Genomic DNA, 18,515 nt, shown 5'->3' with positions numbered 1-18,515 from the left:
GTGGCGGTTATAAAGCCTTACTCCGCCGCGAACGGCGCCGCGCGCAGCGGCAGCGCCGCAATGTCCATGTGGTCGGGTGCCAGACCCTGCTTGGAACGCTCGGCCATGATCTCATAGGCCTGCTCCAGATGGTCGCAGAAGCGTTCGGCATCGAAGAGCGGCGCGATGTAGCGCTTCTCCTTGAGATGCGCCTTGTATTCGGCGATCCGGCCGGGATTCTGCGCCAGTTCAACGGCCATGTCCTCATAGGCCTGCAGGTCGTCTGCGACGAGATCGGGCAGGTCGATTGCCCTGAGCAGGCTTTCGCTGACGCGTGAGGCGAAGTTGGTGCCTTTGACGGTCAGCACCGGCAGGCCGCCCCAGAGCTGCTCCGAGGTGGTGGTGTGACCGTTGACGGGGAAGGTATCGATGCCGAGGTCGGCCGCCTGCTGACGGTCGATGTGCTCTTCATACGGCGCGCGCGGGCAGAAGATGATCCGCTTGGGCGAAATGCCCGCCGTCTGGAACTGCTTCAGGAGGTTTGCCTGGTTGCGCGGCGTATTCGCCATCAGCCAGAGCACGCTGTTTTGCGCGCGCTTGAGAATGCGGCACCAGCTGTCGATCGTCTCCGGCGTAATCTTGCGGTTGCCGTTGAAGGACGCGAAGATGAAGGCGTCTTCCGGCAGGCCGAGCTGCTCACGGGTGACGGCGCGCGGCTTAGGACGATGCATCGGGTCGTTCGGCTGATAGCTCTCCGGCAGCCGGCAGAACTTCTCGTGGTAGAAGGGCTTGGCCACCTCGGGCAGTACCGAATGGTCGCCGATGACGTAGTCGAGGTCGATGTTGACGGTGCTGCCGGGGAAGCCGAGCCAGCCGACATGCACCGGTGCGAGCGGCAAGTTGAAGGCCGACGCGCGGCTGCCCGAAGTATGGCCCTTCAGGTCGATCATGATGTCGATGTTATGCTCGCGCACCGTTTCCAGCACCGCCTGGTCGGAGAAGCCGTGAATGGTGACGATCCTGCCCCAGCGGCTGCGGTCGGTATTGTTGTGCTTCAGGTATTCCGGGCCTGTATGGCAGAAGAGCGTCACCTCGAACCGGTCCTTGTCGTGCAGTTCCAGGATACGCTGCAAGAGCTTCATCGTCGCGTGGCGATCCCAGAAGTCCGATGACATGTAGCCGATCCGGATCTTGTTCGACCAGATATGTGGCTGGTTGCGGCGGAAGGCCACCCGTTCCTGGTTGAGGGGCGTGGTGCCGATCGTGGCATACCGGTTGAAATCTTCGTTGCCGCACCAGTGCAGATGATAGAACGGGTTGTCCTTGCGCAGGATCTCGATATCGCCTTTTGCAAGGGCGGCGTCGACCACCGTCTGATGCTTAGCTGCCTCTTCGAAATCGTTGAATTCGCGGGCGAAAACCAGGTGAAGGAAGCGGAATGCGAGATTGCCGGGAAACCGTTTGAAGAGGTTGCGCGCGAGACCCTGGTTGGTGGCGTCGTTCAGATCGTCGCTCAGAAGCAGGGCTGCCAGGCGCATGTGATCGGGATTGGCACTCTGTGACAGCACCGTCTTGAACGGGCGGATGATATCCCGCTGCTGACGCTTCAGATAGATCGCGGTGATCACGAAGGCGAGTTCCGGGTCTTCCTGTGCCTTGGCGAGGTTTCGCATGGCGATCAGCAGAGCGTCGTCCTCGTTGCCGGTCTCGTAATGCAGCTTGGCTGCCTGTTTCTGGTATTCGTAGGCGTTTGGTCCTTCGCACTTGCCGGCCAGGCCATAGGCTTTCGCGGCATCGGCCTTGAAGCCGAGCTGCACGAGGTTCTTGGCCAGCAGCGCATAGGTCTTGGCATCCTGCTGGACATCCATCAGCTGGTTGAGCGTCGCCAGGGACTGTGTGTAGCGGCCCATCTGGTAATCCTTGGATGCCGCAGAGAACGAAACTTTGCTGTTCAAAACCCAACTCCGTGAAGGAAATGTTCTGGCGTCGATCGCCGAGGCACGGACGGGCCATCCTCCGTAAAAAGGTCGGATCGGTCCGATGGTGCTATCCCGGCGCCTGCCACATTGGCATCTGAAGCTTGCTTGAAACCGGTGCGCCTCATGAAGACCCTTCGGTTCATGAGAGAAAACGGTTTCTTTCCCGGTATGTTAGCATGCGAAGGAATAGATTCAGCCGGTATTAACTATGCGATGTAAGGAGCCGGAACGGGGCCGCTGTTTTTAAGAAGTTGGCAAGCATTGGCTGCGAGATTGCCCTGGACATGACGGGTTTGGGCCAAACAAAAAAAGGCGCCGAGTAGCATGAAGCTGGTCCGTCATCGCCGGTACTTAGTCCGGTATGTCCTCCTTTTTGTATCTAGTTTCCAGGGGACAGATTTATGACAAGCATTAACACCAACACTTCCGCACAGGCCGCTCTCCAGACGTTGCGCAACGTCAACCAGGGCCTCAATCAGACGCAGAACCACGTTTCTTCTGGTTACCGCGTCGCCAAGGCGTCTGACAACGCCGCTTACTGGTCGATCGCAACGACCATGCGTTCAGACAACAAGGCTCTTTCGGCCGTCTCCGACGCGCTCGGCGTAGGCGCTGCGAAGGTCGACACCGCTTACACCGCGATGTCCAGCGCCATCGATGTCGTCGGCGACATCAAGGCCAAGCTCGTTGCCGCCACTGAAAACGGCGTCGACAAGGCTAAGGTGCAGGAAGAAATCGGCCAGTTGCAGCAGCAGCTCCTGAGCGTCGCTCAGTCGGCTTCCTTCAACGGCGAAAACTGGGTTGCCGGCGCTGACGGCACCAAGAGCGTGGTCTCCTCGTTCGTCCGCGACGGCTCCAACGCCGTTTCGGTCACCACCACCGACTACGTTCTCGACGACGGCTCGGCGGGTAACGTGCTGTTCGGCATGAGCGGCGGCTCGGTCGAAACCTCCACGGGGATCCTTGGTACTTCGAGTGGCGCGACCGGTTCGATCTACTCGATGGACATCACCAACTTCACCGCCGGCCAGATCCAGTCGGCTCTGAGCAACGTTGAATCGGCTTTGAAGTCCATGACTAGCGCCGGCGCGGCTCTCGGCTCGCTCTCCAAGCGCATCGACAACCAGGACGAGTTCGTCAACGCTCTCAGCGACTCGATCGACTCCGGTATCGGTCGTCTCGTTGACGCCAACATGGAAGAAGAATCTTCCAAGCTCAGCGCCCTGCAGACCCAGCAGCAGCTGGCGATCCAGTCGCTGTCGATCGCGAACTCCTCTTCGCAGAGCATCCTGTCGCTCTTCCGCTAAGACCGGTCGGCACCAGGTTTCCAAGTTTCGCGGCCGGGTCATTCCCGGCCGCGAAATGTTTTAATATAAGGTTAATGAAAATCCTTCTAAGTCTCAGATATTTTTAAGTAATTTCCGATCTCGATTTAGCTTTCCTTAACCATCTTGGTGTTTTCTAGGCCCATCGAAACGGCGAGTTAACCTTAACAGAAATGGTTAACAGGCATGATGCTGATCGCTGTGGGCCGGCCGAAACTCCGGAATGTCCCTGTTTAAAAATCTGCCAACAAGGGGCAAGCAAACTATGACGAGCATCAACACCAATAACGCTGCAATGGCAGCCCTCCAGACTCTCCGTGGCATCAACCAGGGTCTCCAGGAAACCCAGGCTCACGTTTCGTCCGGCTATCGCGTCGGCAAGGCGTCCGACAATGCTGCTTACTGGTCGATCGCAACGACCATGCGTTCTGATAACAAGGCCCTCTCGGCTGTATCCGACGCTCTCGGCCTCGGCGCCGCCAAGGTCGACACTGCCTACTCCGCCATGTCCAGCGCCATCGATGTCGTCGGCGACATCAAGGCCAAGCTGGTTGCCGCCACTGAAAACGGCGTTGACAAGGCCAAGGTTCAGGAAGAAATCAGCCAGCTCCAGCAGCAGCTGATGAGCGTGGCGCAGTCGGCTTCCTTCTCCGGTGAAAACTGGGTTGCTGGCGCTGACGGCACCAAGAACGTTGTTGCCTCGTTCGTCCGCGACGGCTCCAACGCCGTTTCAGTCGTGATGACCGACTATGTTCTCGACGACAGCAGCACGGGCAACGTTCTGTTCGGCATGAGCGGCGGCTCGGTCGAAACCTCCACGGGTATCCTGGGGACGTCGAACGGTGCGACCGGTTCCGTCTACGCAATGGACATCACCAACTTCACCCTCGGCCAGATCCAGTCGGCTCTGACCAACGTTGAATCGGCTCTGAAGGCCATGACCAGCGCCGGCGCTCAGCTCGGCTCGATCTCCAAGCGCATCGAACTGCAGGAGAACTTCGTCAACGCTCTCAGCGACTCGATCGACTCCGGTGTCGGCCGTCTCGTCGACGCCAACATGGAAGAAGAATCCTCCAAGCTCAGCGCCCTGCAGACCCAGCAGCAGCTAGCCGTCCAGTCGCTGTCGATCGCAAACTCCTCTTCGCAGACCATCCTCACGCTGTTCCGCGGCTAATAACTCACGGAAAACAACGGCCCGCCGGTCTCCGGCGGGCATCCAGCAACGAACCGCGCTTCCATGGAGCGCGGTTTTTTTTGTCCGTTAACGATCGATTAACCATAATGCTGTTTTCTCAGGTCAACGACACGGTGGGTTAACCAAATCTAAGAATCGGTTAACAGGCATGAGGCTGGTCCCCGTTCCCGGTAGCGTTCCGGAATGTCCCTTTTTTCTATCTGCCGACAAGGGGCAATAATTTCATGACCAGCATTTTGACCAACGTCGCGGCAATGGCCGCCCTCCAAACACTCCGCGGAATCAACGCCGGCCTAGAGAACACGCAGAACCGCGTATCATCGGGCTACCGCGTCGAAAAGGCAGCCGACAACGCCGCTTATTGGTCGATCGCAACGACCATGCGTTCGGACAACAAAGCACTTTCCGCCGTTTCCGACGCGCTCGGCCTCGGCGCCGCCAAGGTCGACACCGCTTACTCCGCCATGTCCAGCGCCATCGACATCATCAGCGAGATCAAGGCGAAGATCGTCGCCGCCACCGAAAAGGGCGTCGACAAGACTAAGGTCCAGGAGGAAATCGGCCAGCTGCAGCAGCAGCTCCTGAGCATCGGGCAATCGGCTTCCTTCTCCGGTGAAAACTGGGTAGCCGGCGCTGACGGCACCAAGAGCGTGGTTTCCACTTTCGTGCGCGACGGCAGCGGCAATGTCTCGGTCAAGACGACGGACTACATTCTCGACACGAGCTCTCAGGGCAACGTCCTCTTTGGCATGACCTCGACCGGTACGATCGAGACGAGCTCGGGAATTATCGGCACATCATACGGCACAATCGGCTCGATCTACTCGATGGACATCAGCAGCTTCGGCTCGGCTGAGATCTCCATGGCCCTGACCTCAATCGAGGCTGGCCTGAACTCGATGACCAAGGCTGCATCGCAGCTCGGCTCGATTTCCACCCGCATCGAACTGCAGGAAAACTTCGTTGGAGCACTCAGTGATTCGATTGACTCGGGCGTCGGCCGCCTCGTTGACGCCAATATGGAAGAGGAATCGAGTAAGTTGACGGCGTTGCAGACGCAGCAGCAGCTGGCCATCCAGTCGCTGTCGATCGCCAACTCCAGCGCTCAGAACATCCTCACGCTGTTCCGCAGCTAAATCGGACACTGAAGCTGGATCGAATCTTGCGCCATCGTCCGGCAGCAAGCAAAAAGCCTCCCGAACCGCGCCCGAAACGGCGCGGTTCTTTATTTTCTATCAATGGCTTGACTTCCATCACGATCGGCGCGGCGGGTTCGGCATCGCGCTCTTGCGGAACAGGTTGATATCGAGTTAACGTCGCTTTGAGTTGATTTGCTTTTGCGACACACCGGTGGAAACCCTGCCGGAGGCATGACGCCACTTAGTCGCCGCCGGTAATCCGGCCTGCCCTTTTATCCTACTCCGAGAGCCTGTCGATGACCGTTAAGATTACCAGCGCGGCCGCGGTGAATGCGCTTGCGGTGCTGCGCAGCATCAACAAAGAAGCCGGCCAGACCCAGCAGCAAGTATCCTCGGGATATCGTATCGAGACGGCCGCCGACGATGCGTCCTACTGGTCGGTTGCGACCGTCATGCGCTCCGACAGCACCAATCTCGGAACGATCGGCGATGCGCTCGGTCTGGGCGCGGCCAAGGTGGACGCGACCTACACGGCGATGAATTCGGCGATCGATCTCATGGGGCAGATTCGCGCCAAGCTGGTTTCGGCAAGAGAGCCGGGCACCGACAAGGACAAGATCAACGCCGAGATCAGCGAATACAAGCAGCAACTGCAGACGGTCGTTGAATCGACTTCGTTTGCGGGTGAGAACTGGCTGCTGAACGGAAATACCACCGCGCCCCCGACATGGTCGGTCATCTCAAGCTTCGTGCGCGCTCCGACCGGCGAATATCAGGCCCGGACCATCGATTTCCCGTCGTCGCAGACCATCCTCATCGACAAGAACAATGCGAGCGGTGGCCTGTTCACCAAGGCGGCCGACGCTAATGCGATCAACAACAGCGGCGCTACGGCGCGCAACTACTATCTGCTGAACGCCAACTCGACCACGCCGGCGACAGGGACGGAAATTGCGATCGGCCAGAATACCACCGATGCGCAACTCACCGATATGCTTGATGTGACCGACTCGCTGCTCTCCTCGCTGACGACGACAGCCGCTTCAATCGGCGTGATGAAGACGCGTATCGACGATCAGATAGATTATACCGCCGATCTCGCCGATTCGATCGACAAGAGCGTTGGTGCGCTCGTCGATACCGACATGGACGAGGCTTCGATCCGGCAGAAAGCGATCGAAACCCAAAAGCAGATGGCTGTCGAAGCAATCTCGATCCTCAACACGGCTTCGAGCAAGATTCTGATTCTGCTGGAATAAAGGTGAGCGCGATTGCGGATGGCGGCGCCATTCATCCTCGCGCAAGTTTGACTTCCTAGTTTCCGGCATGAAGGCATCGTCCGAATCCGTGCCGGCGCAAGGTGAAGCCCTTGCCCGTTTCGAAACGACGTGCCTGAGCGCAAGGTCGTTTTGAGCGGGGCTGGATATGCTGCATGCCTCCCGGATGCTGGATGGTTTTTTATGAGCATTACGCTTTCCCGGTATTTGAAGGATTTCGGTGAACCGGAGCCATCAGCGCCGATCATCGACATGAACGATTTTGGCGACGACGGTTTTTCCGAAATACCGAGCGAACCGCCAATCGACGTCGAGGTGGAGCGCCGCGAGGCCTATGCACAAGGTCATGCCGCAGCCACCGCTGATTTGACCGAGAAATACGAAGCCGAGGCCCAGACGTTGGCCGAGGTCCATGCGCGTGAGCTCGAGGAGCTGAAGCTTCGCTACGAAGTCGAGGCGGCGGCGGTCATTGCCTCCCGCATCCGCGATATCGCCGAAGAGGTCGCGCAGCTGGTCAGCGCCGGCGCTGCCGCCGCCATCGCGCCCGTGATGACCGACGCGCTCGCCGCCAAGGCTGCCGAAAGCCTCGCCGCCCTGCTGCGCGCCGCCATCCTCGAGGGCGCGGCCGGACCGATCGTCGTCCGGGGCCCTATCCGGCTTTTCGACATATTGAACGCCGAACTCGGCGAACATGCCGGGGCGGTTCGCCACGTTGAGACTGACGATATCGATCTTGCCGTCGAGATCGGTGAATCCGTTATCGTCACCCGTATGTCCGCCTGGGCGGCCAGCTTGAAGAAAGTTCTGGAATGAGCGAAGGCGAGAACCACCACCACGGCAAGAACGAGATCATCATCGTCAAGAGACATGGCGGCGGCGATCACGATGGCTCCCATGGCGGTGCGTGGAAAATTGCCTATGCCGACTTCATGACGGCGATGATGGCGTTCTTCCTGGTCATGTGGCTGGTCAATGCCGCCAACGAGGAGACCAAGGCTTCGGTCGCGACCTATTTTAATCCGATCAAGCTCTCCGATGAAAAGCCGACCGAAAAGGGCCTGAAGAAGCCCGTCGACAATGCCGAGGGAGAGGAGAAGCAGGAGAAGTCGAAGCAGAAGGAAGAAAATCCGAACGACGGCAAGGCCTCGGCGGATGGTGACGACCAGACCTCGACGTCGGGGGATCAAACAAATTATTCCGAGGCCGATTTCTTTGAAAACCCTTATTCGGTTCTCGCCGAGATCGCCCAGGAAGTCGGCCAGCAGGCCAATGTCAGCGCCAAGGGCGACGGCGGTGCCTCCGATTCCGGCCCGGCCACCGGTGCCGACGGCGGCGAGGCCTATCGCGATCCCTTCGATCCGGATTTTTGGACGAAGCAGGTCGAGGTCACGACAGCCGGTAAGTCCGCGCCTCCGGGCAAGAGCGATGAGCAGGCGGCCGAGAGCGAGACAACCGAGATCGCCAAGGTCGAGGATATGAAGCCGGTACCGCTGACCACCGATCAGAAGGCCGCCGCCCAGGAACTCAAAGAAACCAAGGAAAACAAGGGCGCGGTCGAGGCCAAGGACGGCAAGGCGCCGGATGACAAAAAGTCTGGCGATAAGAAGGCAGGCGATAAGAAGGCCGAAGCGCAAAAGGACGCCGATCATCAGAAGGATGCCGACAAGAGCACTGATGAGACAGAGCAGCAGCAGAAGGAAGCAGAGCAGCTGCAGGAGCAGATCGCCCAGCAGATCGGCGGCGTTGCGGGAAAGCTTGCAGAAGGTCTGACCGTGACGGCATCCGAAGGCGGATTGCTGGTCAGCATCTCCGACCAGAACGACGATTCGATGTTCAATATCGGTTCTGCGGTTCCACGTCAGGAGATGGTGCTCGCCATGGAAAAGATCGGCGCGATCCTGAAGGAGAGGGGTGGCGCGGTCGCCATCCGCGGCCACACGGACGGGCGCCCGTACAAGGGCGGGCAGAACGAGAACTGGCGGCTTTCGATGGACCGCGCCCAGAGCGCTTATTACATGCTCGTGCGCGGCGGGTTCGACGAGAAGCGTATCTCCCAGGTCTCGGGCTTCGCCGACCGTCGGCTGAAGCTGCCGTCCGACCCGTTCAACGCGACCAACCGCCGGATCGAGATTCTGGTGCAGGCGGATCGAGGATAACAGGATGGCGCGTCGGCAGCATCGCTATGTCGGATTTGTGGCCCTCGGCCTGGCGTTGCTTTCGTCGGCCGCAGGCAGGGCGCAGGACCCGGACGATCTCGAGCCGTACAAGATGATGCGGTCGCTGCAGTTCGTGCAGGATTCCGTGGTCTCCGGCGATCATTCGGCCGGTGAGATGCAGCGCTTCATGCTGGGCACGATCGACGAGCGGCTGCGCAGCGTCGCTACGTCGGTCTTCGATGACGACCGCAATGTCGACGCAGCGTTGATTTACGCGATGAGCGGCGGCAATCCGCAGACGCTCGAATATCTCATCGCCCACGACGTCAACGGCTATTTCGACAACCGTGTTACCGATGTCCTCAGAAAATATCTGAGCGGCAAGGGGCTGCTCGTCGCCAAGACGCTGGAAGAGATGGCCAGGGAATACCGCGACAAGAAAATCGGCCCTTACCTTGCGTTGATAGGCGGCAACGTGCTGATCGCGACGAAGCCGACAGACGCGCTGGATCTCTATGACCAGGCGCGCCTTGCAGCACCTGGTACGATCGTCGAGGAAGCGGCGTTGCGCCGCTCAGTCGCCATCTGCGTCGACAAGGGGATGCTCGACAGGGGAATGGCCTATTCGCAGCGTTATATCAGGCGCTTCCTGCATTCGCCCTATGCCAGCCAGTTCGCCGATCTTTTCGTCACGCTCGTCGTCGGCCACGATCACGACGTAAAGCCGCAGGACGTCATCGACATCCTGTCCTTCATGGACGCGCCGCGCCAGCGCGAGGTCTATCTGCGCATCGCCCGCGCTGCCGCGATCGCGGGTAAGCCGGAGCTGGCGCATATGGCGGTCGAGCGTGTGCAGTCGCTTGGCGGCGGCACCGACAATGCTTTCGGTCCGCTGGCGGATTTCTATGGCGGCATGGCCGGCCTTCCCACCGATGATGTCGACCGGGCGGCGAAGAATGTCACCGGCATCGCCGGCAACACGCTTTCACCGCGCGATCAGGCGCTGCAGGAGGCGGCGCGATCGGTTGCCGATCAGATCCTGCGCGCTCCCGACCCGGCAAGCTTGACGCAAGCCCCGAATCCTAACACTTCTAATCAAGAAATCACTTCTGAAAAGGCTGCGGCTATCACGACGCAACCGGGAGCGCCAGGCGCGCTTCCCGAGCCTGTTCCGGGAGGTGTGGCATCGACTGGCCAGAGCCAGGGTACCGACCCCTCATTCAACGCATTTATGACGACCAATCGGTCCAAGCTCGACGAGATCGACGGTCTTCTGGCGCAGGAAGGCAACGAACAATGATGGATATGAGCGTCTCCGGCGGAGCCGCCGGTGCGGAGTCCGCCGCGATTGCGAAATCTGCGCGACCGGCCGGAAAAGACGATGCTGCCGGCCAGAAGAATGGCTTCTCCGACGCGCTTGCCAAGGCAAGCGGCGGTACCGCCAATGACGACGCCGACGATGCGCAGTCCGATCAGGGTGCGGTTGCTGATGGCAGTGCCGAGAAAGTGGCGCAGACGATCCGCGGCCGCCACGGCGCAAAACCGTTGATTGATCTCCGCGACGCCGCGCTGAAGGCGCAGGCTGAGGTGCAGCCGGAAGCGATCGCCAATGCCGAAAAGGTTGCGGCAAAGCCCGGAAAGGCCGCGGTCAAAATGTCGGCGGATCTTGCCGCTGGCAAGCTCGATCCAAAGGACCGCTCGGCCGAGGAGGTCGCTCAGGCAGCCAAAGGCGGCAAACACGCCAAGGCCAATGCATTGGAAACCGATACAGACAACGACGGCGACGATGATGACGGCGGCATTTCCGATGTCCTCGGCCTGCTGAAGCAGGAACCAACCGACGGCGCGGTCGCTTTATCGGCGGCAGCAGGCGCGCATCACCCCTCCGCCAAAGCCGATGACGTCAAACCCGACGGCAAGAAGCTCGATGGTATCGAAGCCAAGGCAGGCGGCCATGCGTCGGATGCCCTGGCGGCCGTCAGCGGCAACCTCGACAGCGACAAGGCGGATGACGTCAAGGTTCCCGGATCGGAGAATGCCGAAGCCGCCGACGGCAGGATGTTCAGAATCAGCCGCGCCGATGGCCGTGGCGTGTCGATGGATGTTCACCTCGGCACCGATCAGGCCGGGCCGAAGGACGGCTCGAAGAAGGCCGATGTCGAAAATGTTTCGGTCCTGGAATCGCGCCGTTATATCGGCCTGATGCAGAATTCGAATTCCGCCTCCGTCACCGCCGCTCTCTCCGGCGATTCAGAATGGGCGCGCGCCATGCAGCCGAGCTCGGCACTATCCAACGCGGCGGAATGGACGAGCACCGGCAAGGTGGTCAACACGCTGAAGATCCAGATGAACCCGCTCGATCTCGGCTTGGTGACGGCCACCATGCGCCTGTCCGGCGACGCCCTGAACATCGACCTCAAGGTCGAAACCGGCTCGGCCTATCGTCAGATGAAGGAAGATCACGGCAAGATCCTTGAAGCTCTGCGCAGCCAGGGCTACGCGGTCGACAATGTCACTATCAGCATGGCGCCGGTCGAGCGTGGCGACGCTGGCAATCAGGCAGGCAGCCAGGCCTCCCAGCAGCAGTCGCTCCCTCAGCAGGGGCAGGGCGGCGAGGCGCGCGAGCGCCACAATCAGACGGCAGCGCGGACGGATGGAGGCTTCAATGGCGCAGGCGAGACCGGTATTGAAGACGTTTCTGCTGGCCGCAGCGGCGGCACTGGCGGCGTTTACCTCTGAGGCTGTAGCCTCTACCGGCGCCTGCGAGCGTGAGATCCAGTCGGCAGCTGCCAAATACGGCATCCCGGAAGGCATCCTCTATTCGGTCGGCCTGACGGAGACCGGACGCAAGGGCTCGCTCTATCCCTATGCCATGAACGTCGAAGGCAAGGCGTTCTTTCCGCCCTCGGAACAGGATGCGATGAGGCAGTTCGATGTCGCTCGCAGCAGTGGCGCCAAACTCATCGACATCGGCTGCATGCAGATCAACCACTACTATCATGGCGGAAATTTCGGCTCGGCCGAGGATATGTTCGATCCGCATCGCAATGTGGAATATGCGGCAAAATTTCTCCGAAACCTGCATGACCGTCACGAGACATGGACGATGGCGGTAGCCAGGTACCACGCAGGGCCTAATAACGACCCCGCGCAGAAGCAGTATGTCTGCCGCGTCATCGCCAATCTGGTCGCCACGGGCTACGGCAAGTGGACTCCCAATGCGAGTAACTTTTGCCGAAATTGATTCAACCAAAGATAGAAGAGGCGTATTGTGACGAAACTGTGTCACAATATGGCAGGAATCCGGCGTGAATCACCCGCGCAAGTCATAATTAAGAGACCGTTAACTTTTCCACGAAATTTTGGTGTGCATAAACAATCTCACCCACTAGATATAGATCAAATCGCCACACAGATCTTAATCAATTATTAGTTTCTGCCATTAACTTTAACGAGTTGTCGCCGATTCGTGCGATTCGTACCCATAGATCATCGAAGTGCCAGACTGATTCGGAGGCGGACGAATGATCGTCGTGGTTGATGAGCGTGAGCTCGTGAAAGATGGATACACATCTCTGTTTGGCCGTGAGGGCATTCCCTCCACCGGCTTTGATCCGACTGAATTCGGCGAGTGGGTGCAGACCGCCGCCGATTCCGATATAGCGGCAGTCGAGGCCTTCCTGATCGGTCAGGGTCAGCGTAACTACGAACTGCCCCGAGCGATCCGAGACCGGTCGATGGCGCCGGTGATTGCGGTCAGCGACCAGCACTCGTTGGAAAACACCCTTGCACTGTTCGATTGCGGCGTCGACGACGTGGTGCGCAAACCCGTGCATCCCCGCGAAATCCTCGCAAGGGCGGCTGCGATCCGGCGCCGGCTGAAGGCGATCTCCAACTATACCGAAATCGGTGGGATCCGTGTTTTCTCGGACGGTCGCGACCCCGAGATCAACGGCGAAGTCTTCGCGCTTCCCCGGCGCGAGCGCCGCATCCTCGAATATCTGATCGCCAATCGCGGTCGCCGGGTCACCAAGACCCAGATCTTCAACGCCATCTACGGCATCTTCGATGAAGAGGTCGAGGAGAACGTCGTCGAAAGCCACATCTCCAAGCTGCGCAAGAAGCTGCGCAAAAAGCTCGGCGTCGATCCGGTCGATTCCAAGCGCTTCCTTGGTTACTGCATCGATTGGGCCTGATTTTTCCGGCCGGGCGGCAGCGCCCGGCTAAATCTCGATATTGGCCTCGCAGCGCGCCATGACAGACAGCTTCACGCAAGGCCCGCCAAATACTCTCGAGCTTAACAGGTAAAACGAGGTTTTCAGATGAGCATTTTCGGCAGCATGAAGACGGCAGTATCGGGGATGAACGCGCAGGCGAACCGCCTCAGCACCGTCGCTGACAATATCGCCAACGTGAACACCTCCGGCTACAAGGCCGTGTCGACGAGCTTCTCGTCGCTGGTTCTGCCTTCCTCAGGCGGCAACTACAATTCCGGTGGTGTACAGAGCTCGGTCCGTCAGGCCGTCTCCGACCAGGGCGATATCTCTTACACCACCTCGAGCACCGACCTTGCGATCTCGGGCGACGGCTTTTTCATCGTCCAAGGCGCTGACGGCACGCCGGTTCTGACCCGCGCCGGCGATTTCCAGAAGGACGATGAAGGCAATCTCGTCAACGCCGCCGGCTTCCAGCTGATGGGCTATTCCTACGACTCCGGCTCTCCCGCCGTCGTCGTCAACGGCTTCGACGGCCTCGTTCCCGTCAACGTTACTCAGGATGGCCTGACCGCCATCGCCTCGACCTCCGGTATCTTCAAGGGCAACCTCGATTCCAACGCCAACGTCGTTGCCGCCGCGAGCCGGCCGAGCGCCAACCCCGCCACCCCGACGACCGACACCAAGAAGGTCTCGATGGTCGCCTACGACCGTCTCGGCAACAAAGTGATGTACGACTTCTACTTCACGAAAGCCTCTGTCGCGGCAGCGCCGCCGCCGGCACCTCCCGCCACGGCAGCCACCTGGGAAGTGGCGATGTTCCGCAACGCCAACGCGGCGGTTGGCGGCACCACCTCCTTCCCCTACACCGCCGGTGGCCCAGTCGGCACCGGCACGCTCACCTTCGACTCGAACGGCAAGATGACCTCGACTGCCCCTGTCCCAATCACCGACACGGTGACCGGCCAGACGATCAACATGGATTTCTCCGGCCTGACGCAGCTCGGCGCCGCCTTTGCCGGTACCGGAACGCCGAACGGCCAGGCGGCGACTCCGGTCAAGGATGTCACGATCGATGGCGACGGCATCGTCTATGCCAAGTATGAAGACGGCAGCACCAAGCCGCTCTACCGCATTCCGCTCGCCAACGTCGCAAGCCCGGACAAATTGACCTTGATGAGCGGCAACGTCTACAGCGCCAACGGCCAGTCTGGCGTCACTGTCACCGGCTTCCCGCAGACCAACGGTCTCGGCACGATCAAATCGGGCGCCCTCGAGGGTTCGAACGTCGACCTTGCCGGCGAGCTGACCGAGATGATCGAATCGCAGCGCAGCTATACCGCCAATTCCAAGGTCTTCCAGACGGGTTCCGACATCATGGACGTCCTCGTCAACCTCAAGAGATAAGCAGGGTAACGGCTAAGCCATGTCGCTCACGTCAGCACTTAATACCGCGCAGAACATATTCAACAATACCGGCACGCAGAGCAGTGTCGTATCGAACAATATCTCGAATGCGGGCAACAAAGATTACGTGCGCCGACAGGCGATGCTAACCACGTCCTTGAACGGCGCCCAGGTCGTCAAGATCGACCGGGCACAGGAAGAAGCCCTGCTGCGGCAATATCTGAAGACATCCTCGCAGGACAGCGCCCAGCAAGCCCTGCTCGGCGGTCTTGAGGACCTCAAGTCGATCGTGGGTGGCAACGACTACGAAACGTCGCCATCCACCTACCTCGGTGTTTTCCAGCAGAAGCTTCAGGCCTTCCGCACGACGCCGGGCAGCACCGTCGCCGCTCAAGGCGCCATCACTGCCGCTCAGGACGTCGCCAACTCGCTGAACAATGCCTCGCAATCCGTTCAGGACGTCCGCGCCACCGCCGACAAGCAGATCGCCACCGACGTCGATAAGCTGAATACGCTCCTCAGTGACTTCGAGAAGGCCAATAACGCGGTGAAGACCGCCACGGCCTCGGGTGCGGATGCCTCCGGCGCTCTCGATGAACGCGAGAAGGCTCTCAAGCAGATTTCGCAGATCGTCGGCGTCAACACCACGACGCGCGACAACAACGACATGGTGCTGAGCACCTCCGACGGGACGATCCTCTTCGAGACGGTTCCGCGTAAGGTGACGTTCAAGTCTCAGGATGTCTATACCGCTACCACTGTCGGCAATTCGGTTTATATCGACGGTGTCGCACTACCGCGCGGCAACGGGTCGACGACGACGGCACAGGGGAGCCTTCAATCGCTCCTCCAGGTCCGTGACGAGATCGCCCCGAATTTCCAGAAGCAGCTCGACGAAGTCGCCCGCGGCCTGGTCTCACTCTTCAAGGAGCAGAACACCGCGGCCGGCCCGGCCTATGTGCCCGGCCTCTTTACCTGGAGCGGCGGCACGGTCGACACAGGCGGCACCGCGATTGCCGGCATGGCATCGACCATCACCGTCAGCAGCCGCGTCATCACCGCGCAGGGCGGCGATCCGATGCGCCTGCGCGACGGCGGTGTCAACGCCAACGGCGTGGTCAACAATCCTACCCACCTCAGCGGCTATACGACGGACCTCGATCGCCTCTATACCGCGTTGGGCTCCGACATCGATTTCGACCCGGCAGCAGGACCGGCAGTCGGTTTCGACGCCACGACGGGCATCGATTCCAACGTCAGCATCATGGAATATGCCACCAATTCTCTCGGCTGGCTCGAGCAGTACCGCAGCAACGCTACGACGGCGGCGGAAAACACCTCGGCGGCGCTGTCGCGCTCCGACGAAGCCTATTCCAATGAGACCGGCGTCAACCTCGACGAGGAACTGACGCTGCTTCTCGACATAGAGCAGTCCTACAAGGCGGCGACCAAGATCCTGAACGCCGTCGACGAAATGCTGAAGTCATTGCTGGATATTGCGAGTTAAGCCATGAAGAGCTCATTTATTTCAAGTTCGGCCATTCAGAATGCGATGCGGTTGACGATCCGTCAGGCGCAAAACCAGATGACCAAGGCGACGATGGAGGCAACGACGGGAGTCTATGCGGATATCGGCGTCTCGCTCGGCGGCAATGCCGCCAGAAGCGTAGACTTCAGCCGCGAGACCGACAGGATCGACTCGATCAAAGCAAGCAATTCGCTCGTCACCGCCCGCATGGAATCCTCCCAGCTTGGCCTCTCCAAGATGAAGGACGTCGGCGACGGCCTGGTTTCGAAGCTGACGGCGCTCCAGGGCAGCCATGATCCCGGCAGCATCACCGTCGCCATCCAGTCGGCGACCAGCGCTCTGTCCACCATGATGGACACGGCCAATACCATGGTGAACGGCGAATATCTGTTCTCCGGCATCAATACTGATGTACAGCCGCTGACCGATAAGACGACAGCGACGAGTGCCGCCATCGTTACACAGTTGAACACCTATGCGACGGGCCTCGGCAAGGCGGTCAGTGCTCTCACAGGCACCGAGATGAGCACCTTCATCACGACGACGGTGGAGCCGATGTTCAGCCAGGCAAACTGGACCAATGCGACGACCGGCTGGTCGCAGGCATCGAACCAGAACATGACAAGCCGCATCAGCAACTCCGAAGTGATCGAATCCTCGACCAACGCCAATTCCGAAGGCATGCGCTACATGGCGCTCGCCTCGGTGATGACCTCGGCGCTGCTCGGCCAGAACCTCAGCAGCGACGCGATGAGCACGGTGTCCAAACAGGCGATCACCTACACGACGAAGGCGACCAGCGGCCTCGTGACGCAGGCAAGCCAGCTTGGCCTTTCCCAGGAGCGCGTCAAGAAGTCCAACGACGCCCTCGACGCCCAGTCGAACATCATCAAGAACAAGCTCGTCGATCTTCAGGGCGTCGATCCCTACGAGGCCTCGACCCTCGTCAAGACTTTGGAAACACAGCTTGAAACGGCTTATACGATCGTCTCGAAGATCCAGCAGTTGAGTCTCGTAAACTACCTTTGATGAGCAAAGGCGCGCAGTATAAAGAAGGATGCATGAATGTATCAGTTCTCATATGCCGAAGTCCTGCAGGACTCGGTGGCCGACGCGAAAGAGCGGGAATGGCAGGTTCTTGACCGGTCCATAGACCTGCTGTCGTTGGCGCGCGAAAAGGAAAAATACGGCCGGGAAGCCATCGAAGCGCTGTTTTATACCCGCCGGGTGTGGATCAGCTTCATCGAGGATTTGAAACATCCCGACAATCAGCTGGAGATCCAGCTAAGGGCCAACCTCATCTCGATCGCGATCTGGATATTGAAGGAATGCGACAGGATCCGAAAACGCCTGTCGAATAACTACCAGGGCATCATCGACGTTACCACCATCATCAGGGATGGACTTAAATGAAAAGTACACTTCGCATTTCTCTGAAAGCCGGAGAAAGAATCTTCATCAACGGCGCCGTCCTGCGCGTCGACCGCAAGGTCGCGCTGGAATTCCTGAATGATGTGACGTTCCTTCTCGAAAATCACGTCCTGCAGCCGGAAGCTGCCACCACGCCCCTGCGTCAGCTCTATTTCATCGCGCAGATGATCCTCATCAACCCCGAGGGCAAGGACCACTCGACGGCGATGTTCCGCAAGTCGATCACCATGCTGCTCAGCTGCTTCAAAAACGAGGAAATCCTCGCCGAACTGAAGCGCATTGATGCGCTTGTGTCGACCGGCCGCGCCTTCGATGCATTGAAAGCGATCCGCGGCCTCTATGCGATTGAAGACAATATCCTCAACAACCACGAAATGCCGCCGACGATGGTCGAGCAGATTCGCAGGGAGATTGCACCATGGCGGTAGATGCAACATCAAGCGTGAGCACGTCGACGACCGGCTCGACGAATTCGGCCCAGCAGAAGGCGACGTTGAACTACGACAATTTCCTTCAGCTGCTCATCGCGCAGATGAAGAACCAGGATCCGACCGATCCTGTCGATGCCAGCGAGCAGATGTCGCAGCTGGCAAGCTTCTCGCAGGTCGAGCAGACGATCCAGACCAACACCAAGCTGGACACGCTGCTGTCCAGCTCCAGCCTGACCCAGGCCAGCAGCTACGTCGGCAAATACATGGAAAGCGCTGATGGCAGCGTCAAAGGCATCGTCGATTCCGTCAAAGTTTATTCCGACGGCGTCATTGCGACCACCAAGGATGGCGGTAAGATACTCGTGCAGGCGGGAATCACTGTTGCCAGCCAGGCGCCGGCCACGACGACCACGACCAGCGACAACAGCGATACCTGATACCGCGGCGCCGACGC

17 protein-coding genes are annotated in these 18,515 nt (G+C 59.6%); 16 read left to right on the top strand and 1 reads right to left on the bottom strand.

The window, feature by feature from the left end; genetic code table 11:
• Window positions 1–17 precede the first annotated feature (17 nt).
• Window positions 18–1,934, bottom strand: coding sequence for a glycosyl transferase (locus RCCGE510_RS21030; RefSeq protein WP_037079367.1), 1,917 nt, complete (start codon window positions 1,932–1,934; stop codon window positions 18–20).
• A gap of 425 nt (window positions 1,935–2,359) precedes the next feature.
• Here RCCGE510_RS21030 and RCCGE510_RS21025 point away from each other — a divergent pair, with 425 nt between their 5' ends.
• From RCCGE510_RS21025 to flgD, 16 genes are all read left to right on the top strand, one after another.
• Complete coding sequence (locus RCCGE510_RS21025) at window positions 2,360–3,265, top strand: flagellin (protein WP_007633279.1); 906 nt, start codon at window positions 2,360–2,362, stop codon at window positions 3,263–3,265.
• Between the two features lie 283 nt (window positions 3,266–3,548).
• Window positions 3,549–4,457 carry a flagellin gene (locus RCCGE510_RS21020; protein ID WP_007633278.1) on the top strand — a complete coding sequence of 303 codons (909 nt, stop codon included), beginning with the start codon at window positions 3,549–3,551 and terminating at the stop codon, window positions 4,455–4,457.
• Window positions 4,458–4,702: 245 nt separating this feature from the next.
• The gene (locus RCCGE510_RS21015) at window positions 4,703–5,614 is read left to right on the top strand and encodes a flagellin (protein WP_007633277.1); all 912 of its coding nucleotides are present in this window, start codon (window positions 4,703–4,705) and stop codon (window positions 5,612–5,614) included.
• Window positions 5,615–5,913: 299 nt separating this feature from the next.
• Complete coding sequence (locus RCCGE510_RS21010) at window positions 5,914–6,876, top strand: flagellin (protein WP_007633276.1); 963 nt, start codon at window positions 5,914–5,916, stop codon at window positions 6,874–6,876.
• 201 nt (window positions 6,877–7,077) lie between these two features.
• Complete coding sequence (locus RCCGE510_RS21005; RefSeq protein ID WP_007633274.1) at window positions 7,078–7,707, top strand: hypothetical protein; 630 nt, start codon at window positions 7,078–7,080, stop codon at window positions 7,705–7,707.
• Window positions 7,704–9,050, top strand: coding sequence for a MotB family protein (locus tag RCCGE510_RS21000; RefSeq protein ID WP_007633272.1), 1,347 nt, complete (start codon window positions 7,704–7,706; stop codon window positions 9,048–9,050). The genes RCCGE510_RS21005 and RCCGE510_RS21000 overlap by 4 nt, the downstream gene beginning before the upstream one ends.
• A 4-nt stretch (window positions 9,051–9,054) precedes the next feature.
• Window positions 9,055–10,350 (top strand): chemotaxis protein MotC, encoded by a 1,296-nt coding sequence (motC, locus tag RCCGE510_RS20995; protein ID WP_007633270.1) that lies wholly within the window; start codon window positions 9,055–9,057, stop codon window positions 10,348–10,350.
• Complete coding sequence (locus RCCGE510_RS20990) at window positions 10,347–11,789, top strand: flagellar hook-length control protein FliK (protein ID WP_037079363.1); 1,443 nt, start codon at window positions 10,347–10,349, stop codon at window positions 11,787–11,789. The genes motC and RCCGE510_RS20990 overlap by 4 nt, the downstream gene beginning before the upstream one ends.
• On the top strand, window positions 11,737–12,294 hold the full coding sequence (locus RCCGE510_RS20985; RefSeq protein WP_007633268.1) for a lytic transglycosylase domain-containing protein: 558 nt from the start codon (window positions 11,737–11,739) through the stop codon (window positions 12,292–12,294). Before RCCGE510_RS20990 ends, RCCGE510_RS20985 begins: the two co-directional genes overlap by 53 nt.
• Window positions 12,295–12,574: 280 nt before the next feature.
• Entirely contained in the window at window positions 12,575–13,246 is a 672-nt protein-coding gene (locus RCCGE510_RS20980; protein WP_007633267.1) for a winged helix-turn-helix domain-containing protein, read from the top strand.
• A gap of 126 nt (window positions 13,247–13,372) precedes the next feature.
• Window positions 13,373–14,671 (top strand): flagellar hook protein FlgE, encoded by a 1,299-nt coding sequence (locus tag RCCGE510_RS20975; RefSeq protein ID WP_007633266.1) that lies wholly within the window; start codon window positions 13,373–13,375, stop codon window positions 14,669–14,671.
• A gap of 19 nt (window positions 14,672–14,690) precedes the next feature.
• Window positions 14,691–16,178, top strand: a complete 1,488-nt coding sequence (flgK, locus tag RCCGE510_RS20970; protein WP_007633265.1) for a flagellar hook-associated protein FlgK — start codon at window positions 14,691–14,693, stop codon at window positions 16,176–16,178.
• A gap of 3 nt (window positions 16,179–16,181) precedes the next feature.
• The gene (locus RCCGE510_RS20965; RefSeq protein WP_007633264.1) at window positions 16,182–17,228 is read left to right on the top strand and encodes a flagellar hook-associated family protein; all 1,047 of its coding nucleotides are present in this window, start codon (window positions 16,182–16,184) and stop codon (window positions 17,226–17,228) included.
• 36 nt (window positions 17,229–17,264) lie between these two features.
• Entirely contained in the window at window positions 17,265–17,612 is a 348-nt protein-coding gene (flaF, locus tag RCCGE510_RS20960) for a flagellar biosynthesis regulator FlaF (RefSeq protein WP_007633263.1), read from the top strand.
• A complete protein-coding gene (flbT, locus tag RCCGE510_RS20955) occupies window positions 17,609–18,058 on the top strand; it encodes a flagellar biosynthesis repressor FlbT (protein WP_007633262.1) in 450 nt (149 codons plus the stop codon). Before flaF ends, flbT begins: the two co-directional genes overlap by 4 nt.
• Window positions 18,049–18,498, top strand: coding sequence for a flagellar hook assembly protein FlgD (gene flgD / locus RCCGE510_RS20950; RefSeq protein WP_007633261.1), 450 nt, complete (start codon window positions 18,049–18,051; stop codon window positions 18,496–18,498). The genes flbT and flgD overlap by 10 nt, the downstream gene beginning before the upstream one ends.
• Window positions 18,499–18,515 lie beyond the last annotated feature (17 nt).

Source organism: Rhizobium sp. CCGE 510 (assembly GCF_000292525.1).
Taxonomy (GTDB): Bacteria; Pseudomonadota; Alphaproteobacteria; order Rhizobiales; family Rhizobiaceae; genus Rhizobium.
This window is presented reverse-complemented; position numbering and strand designations above follow the sequence as displayed.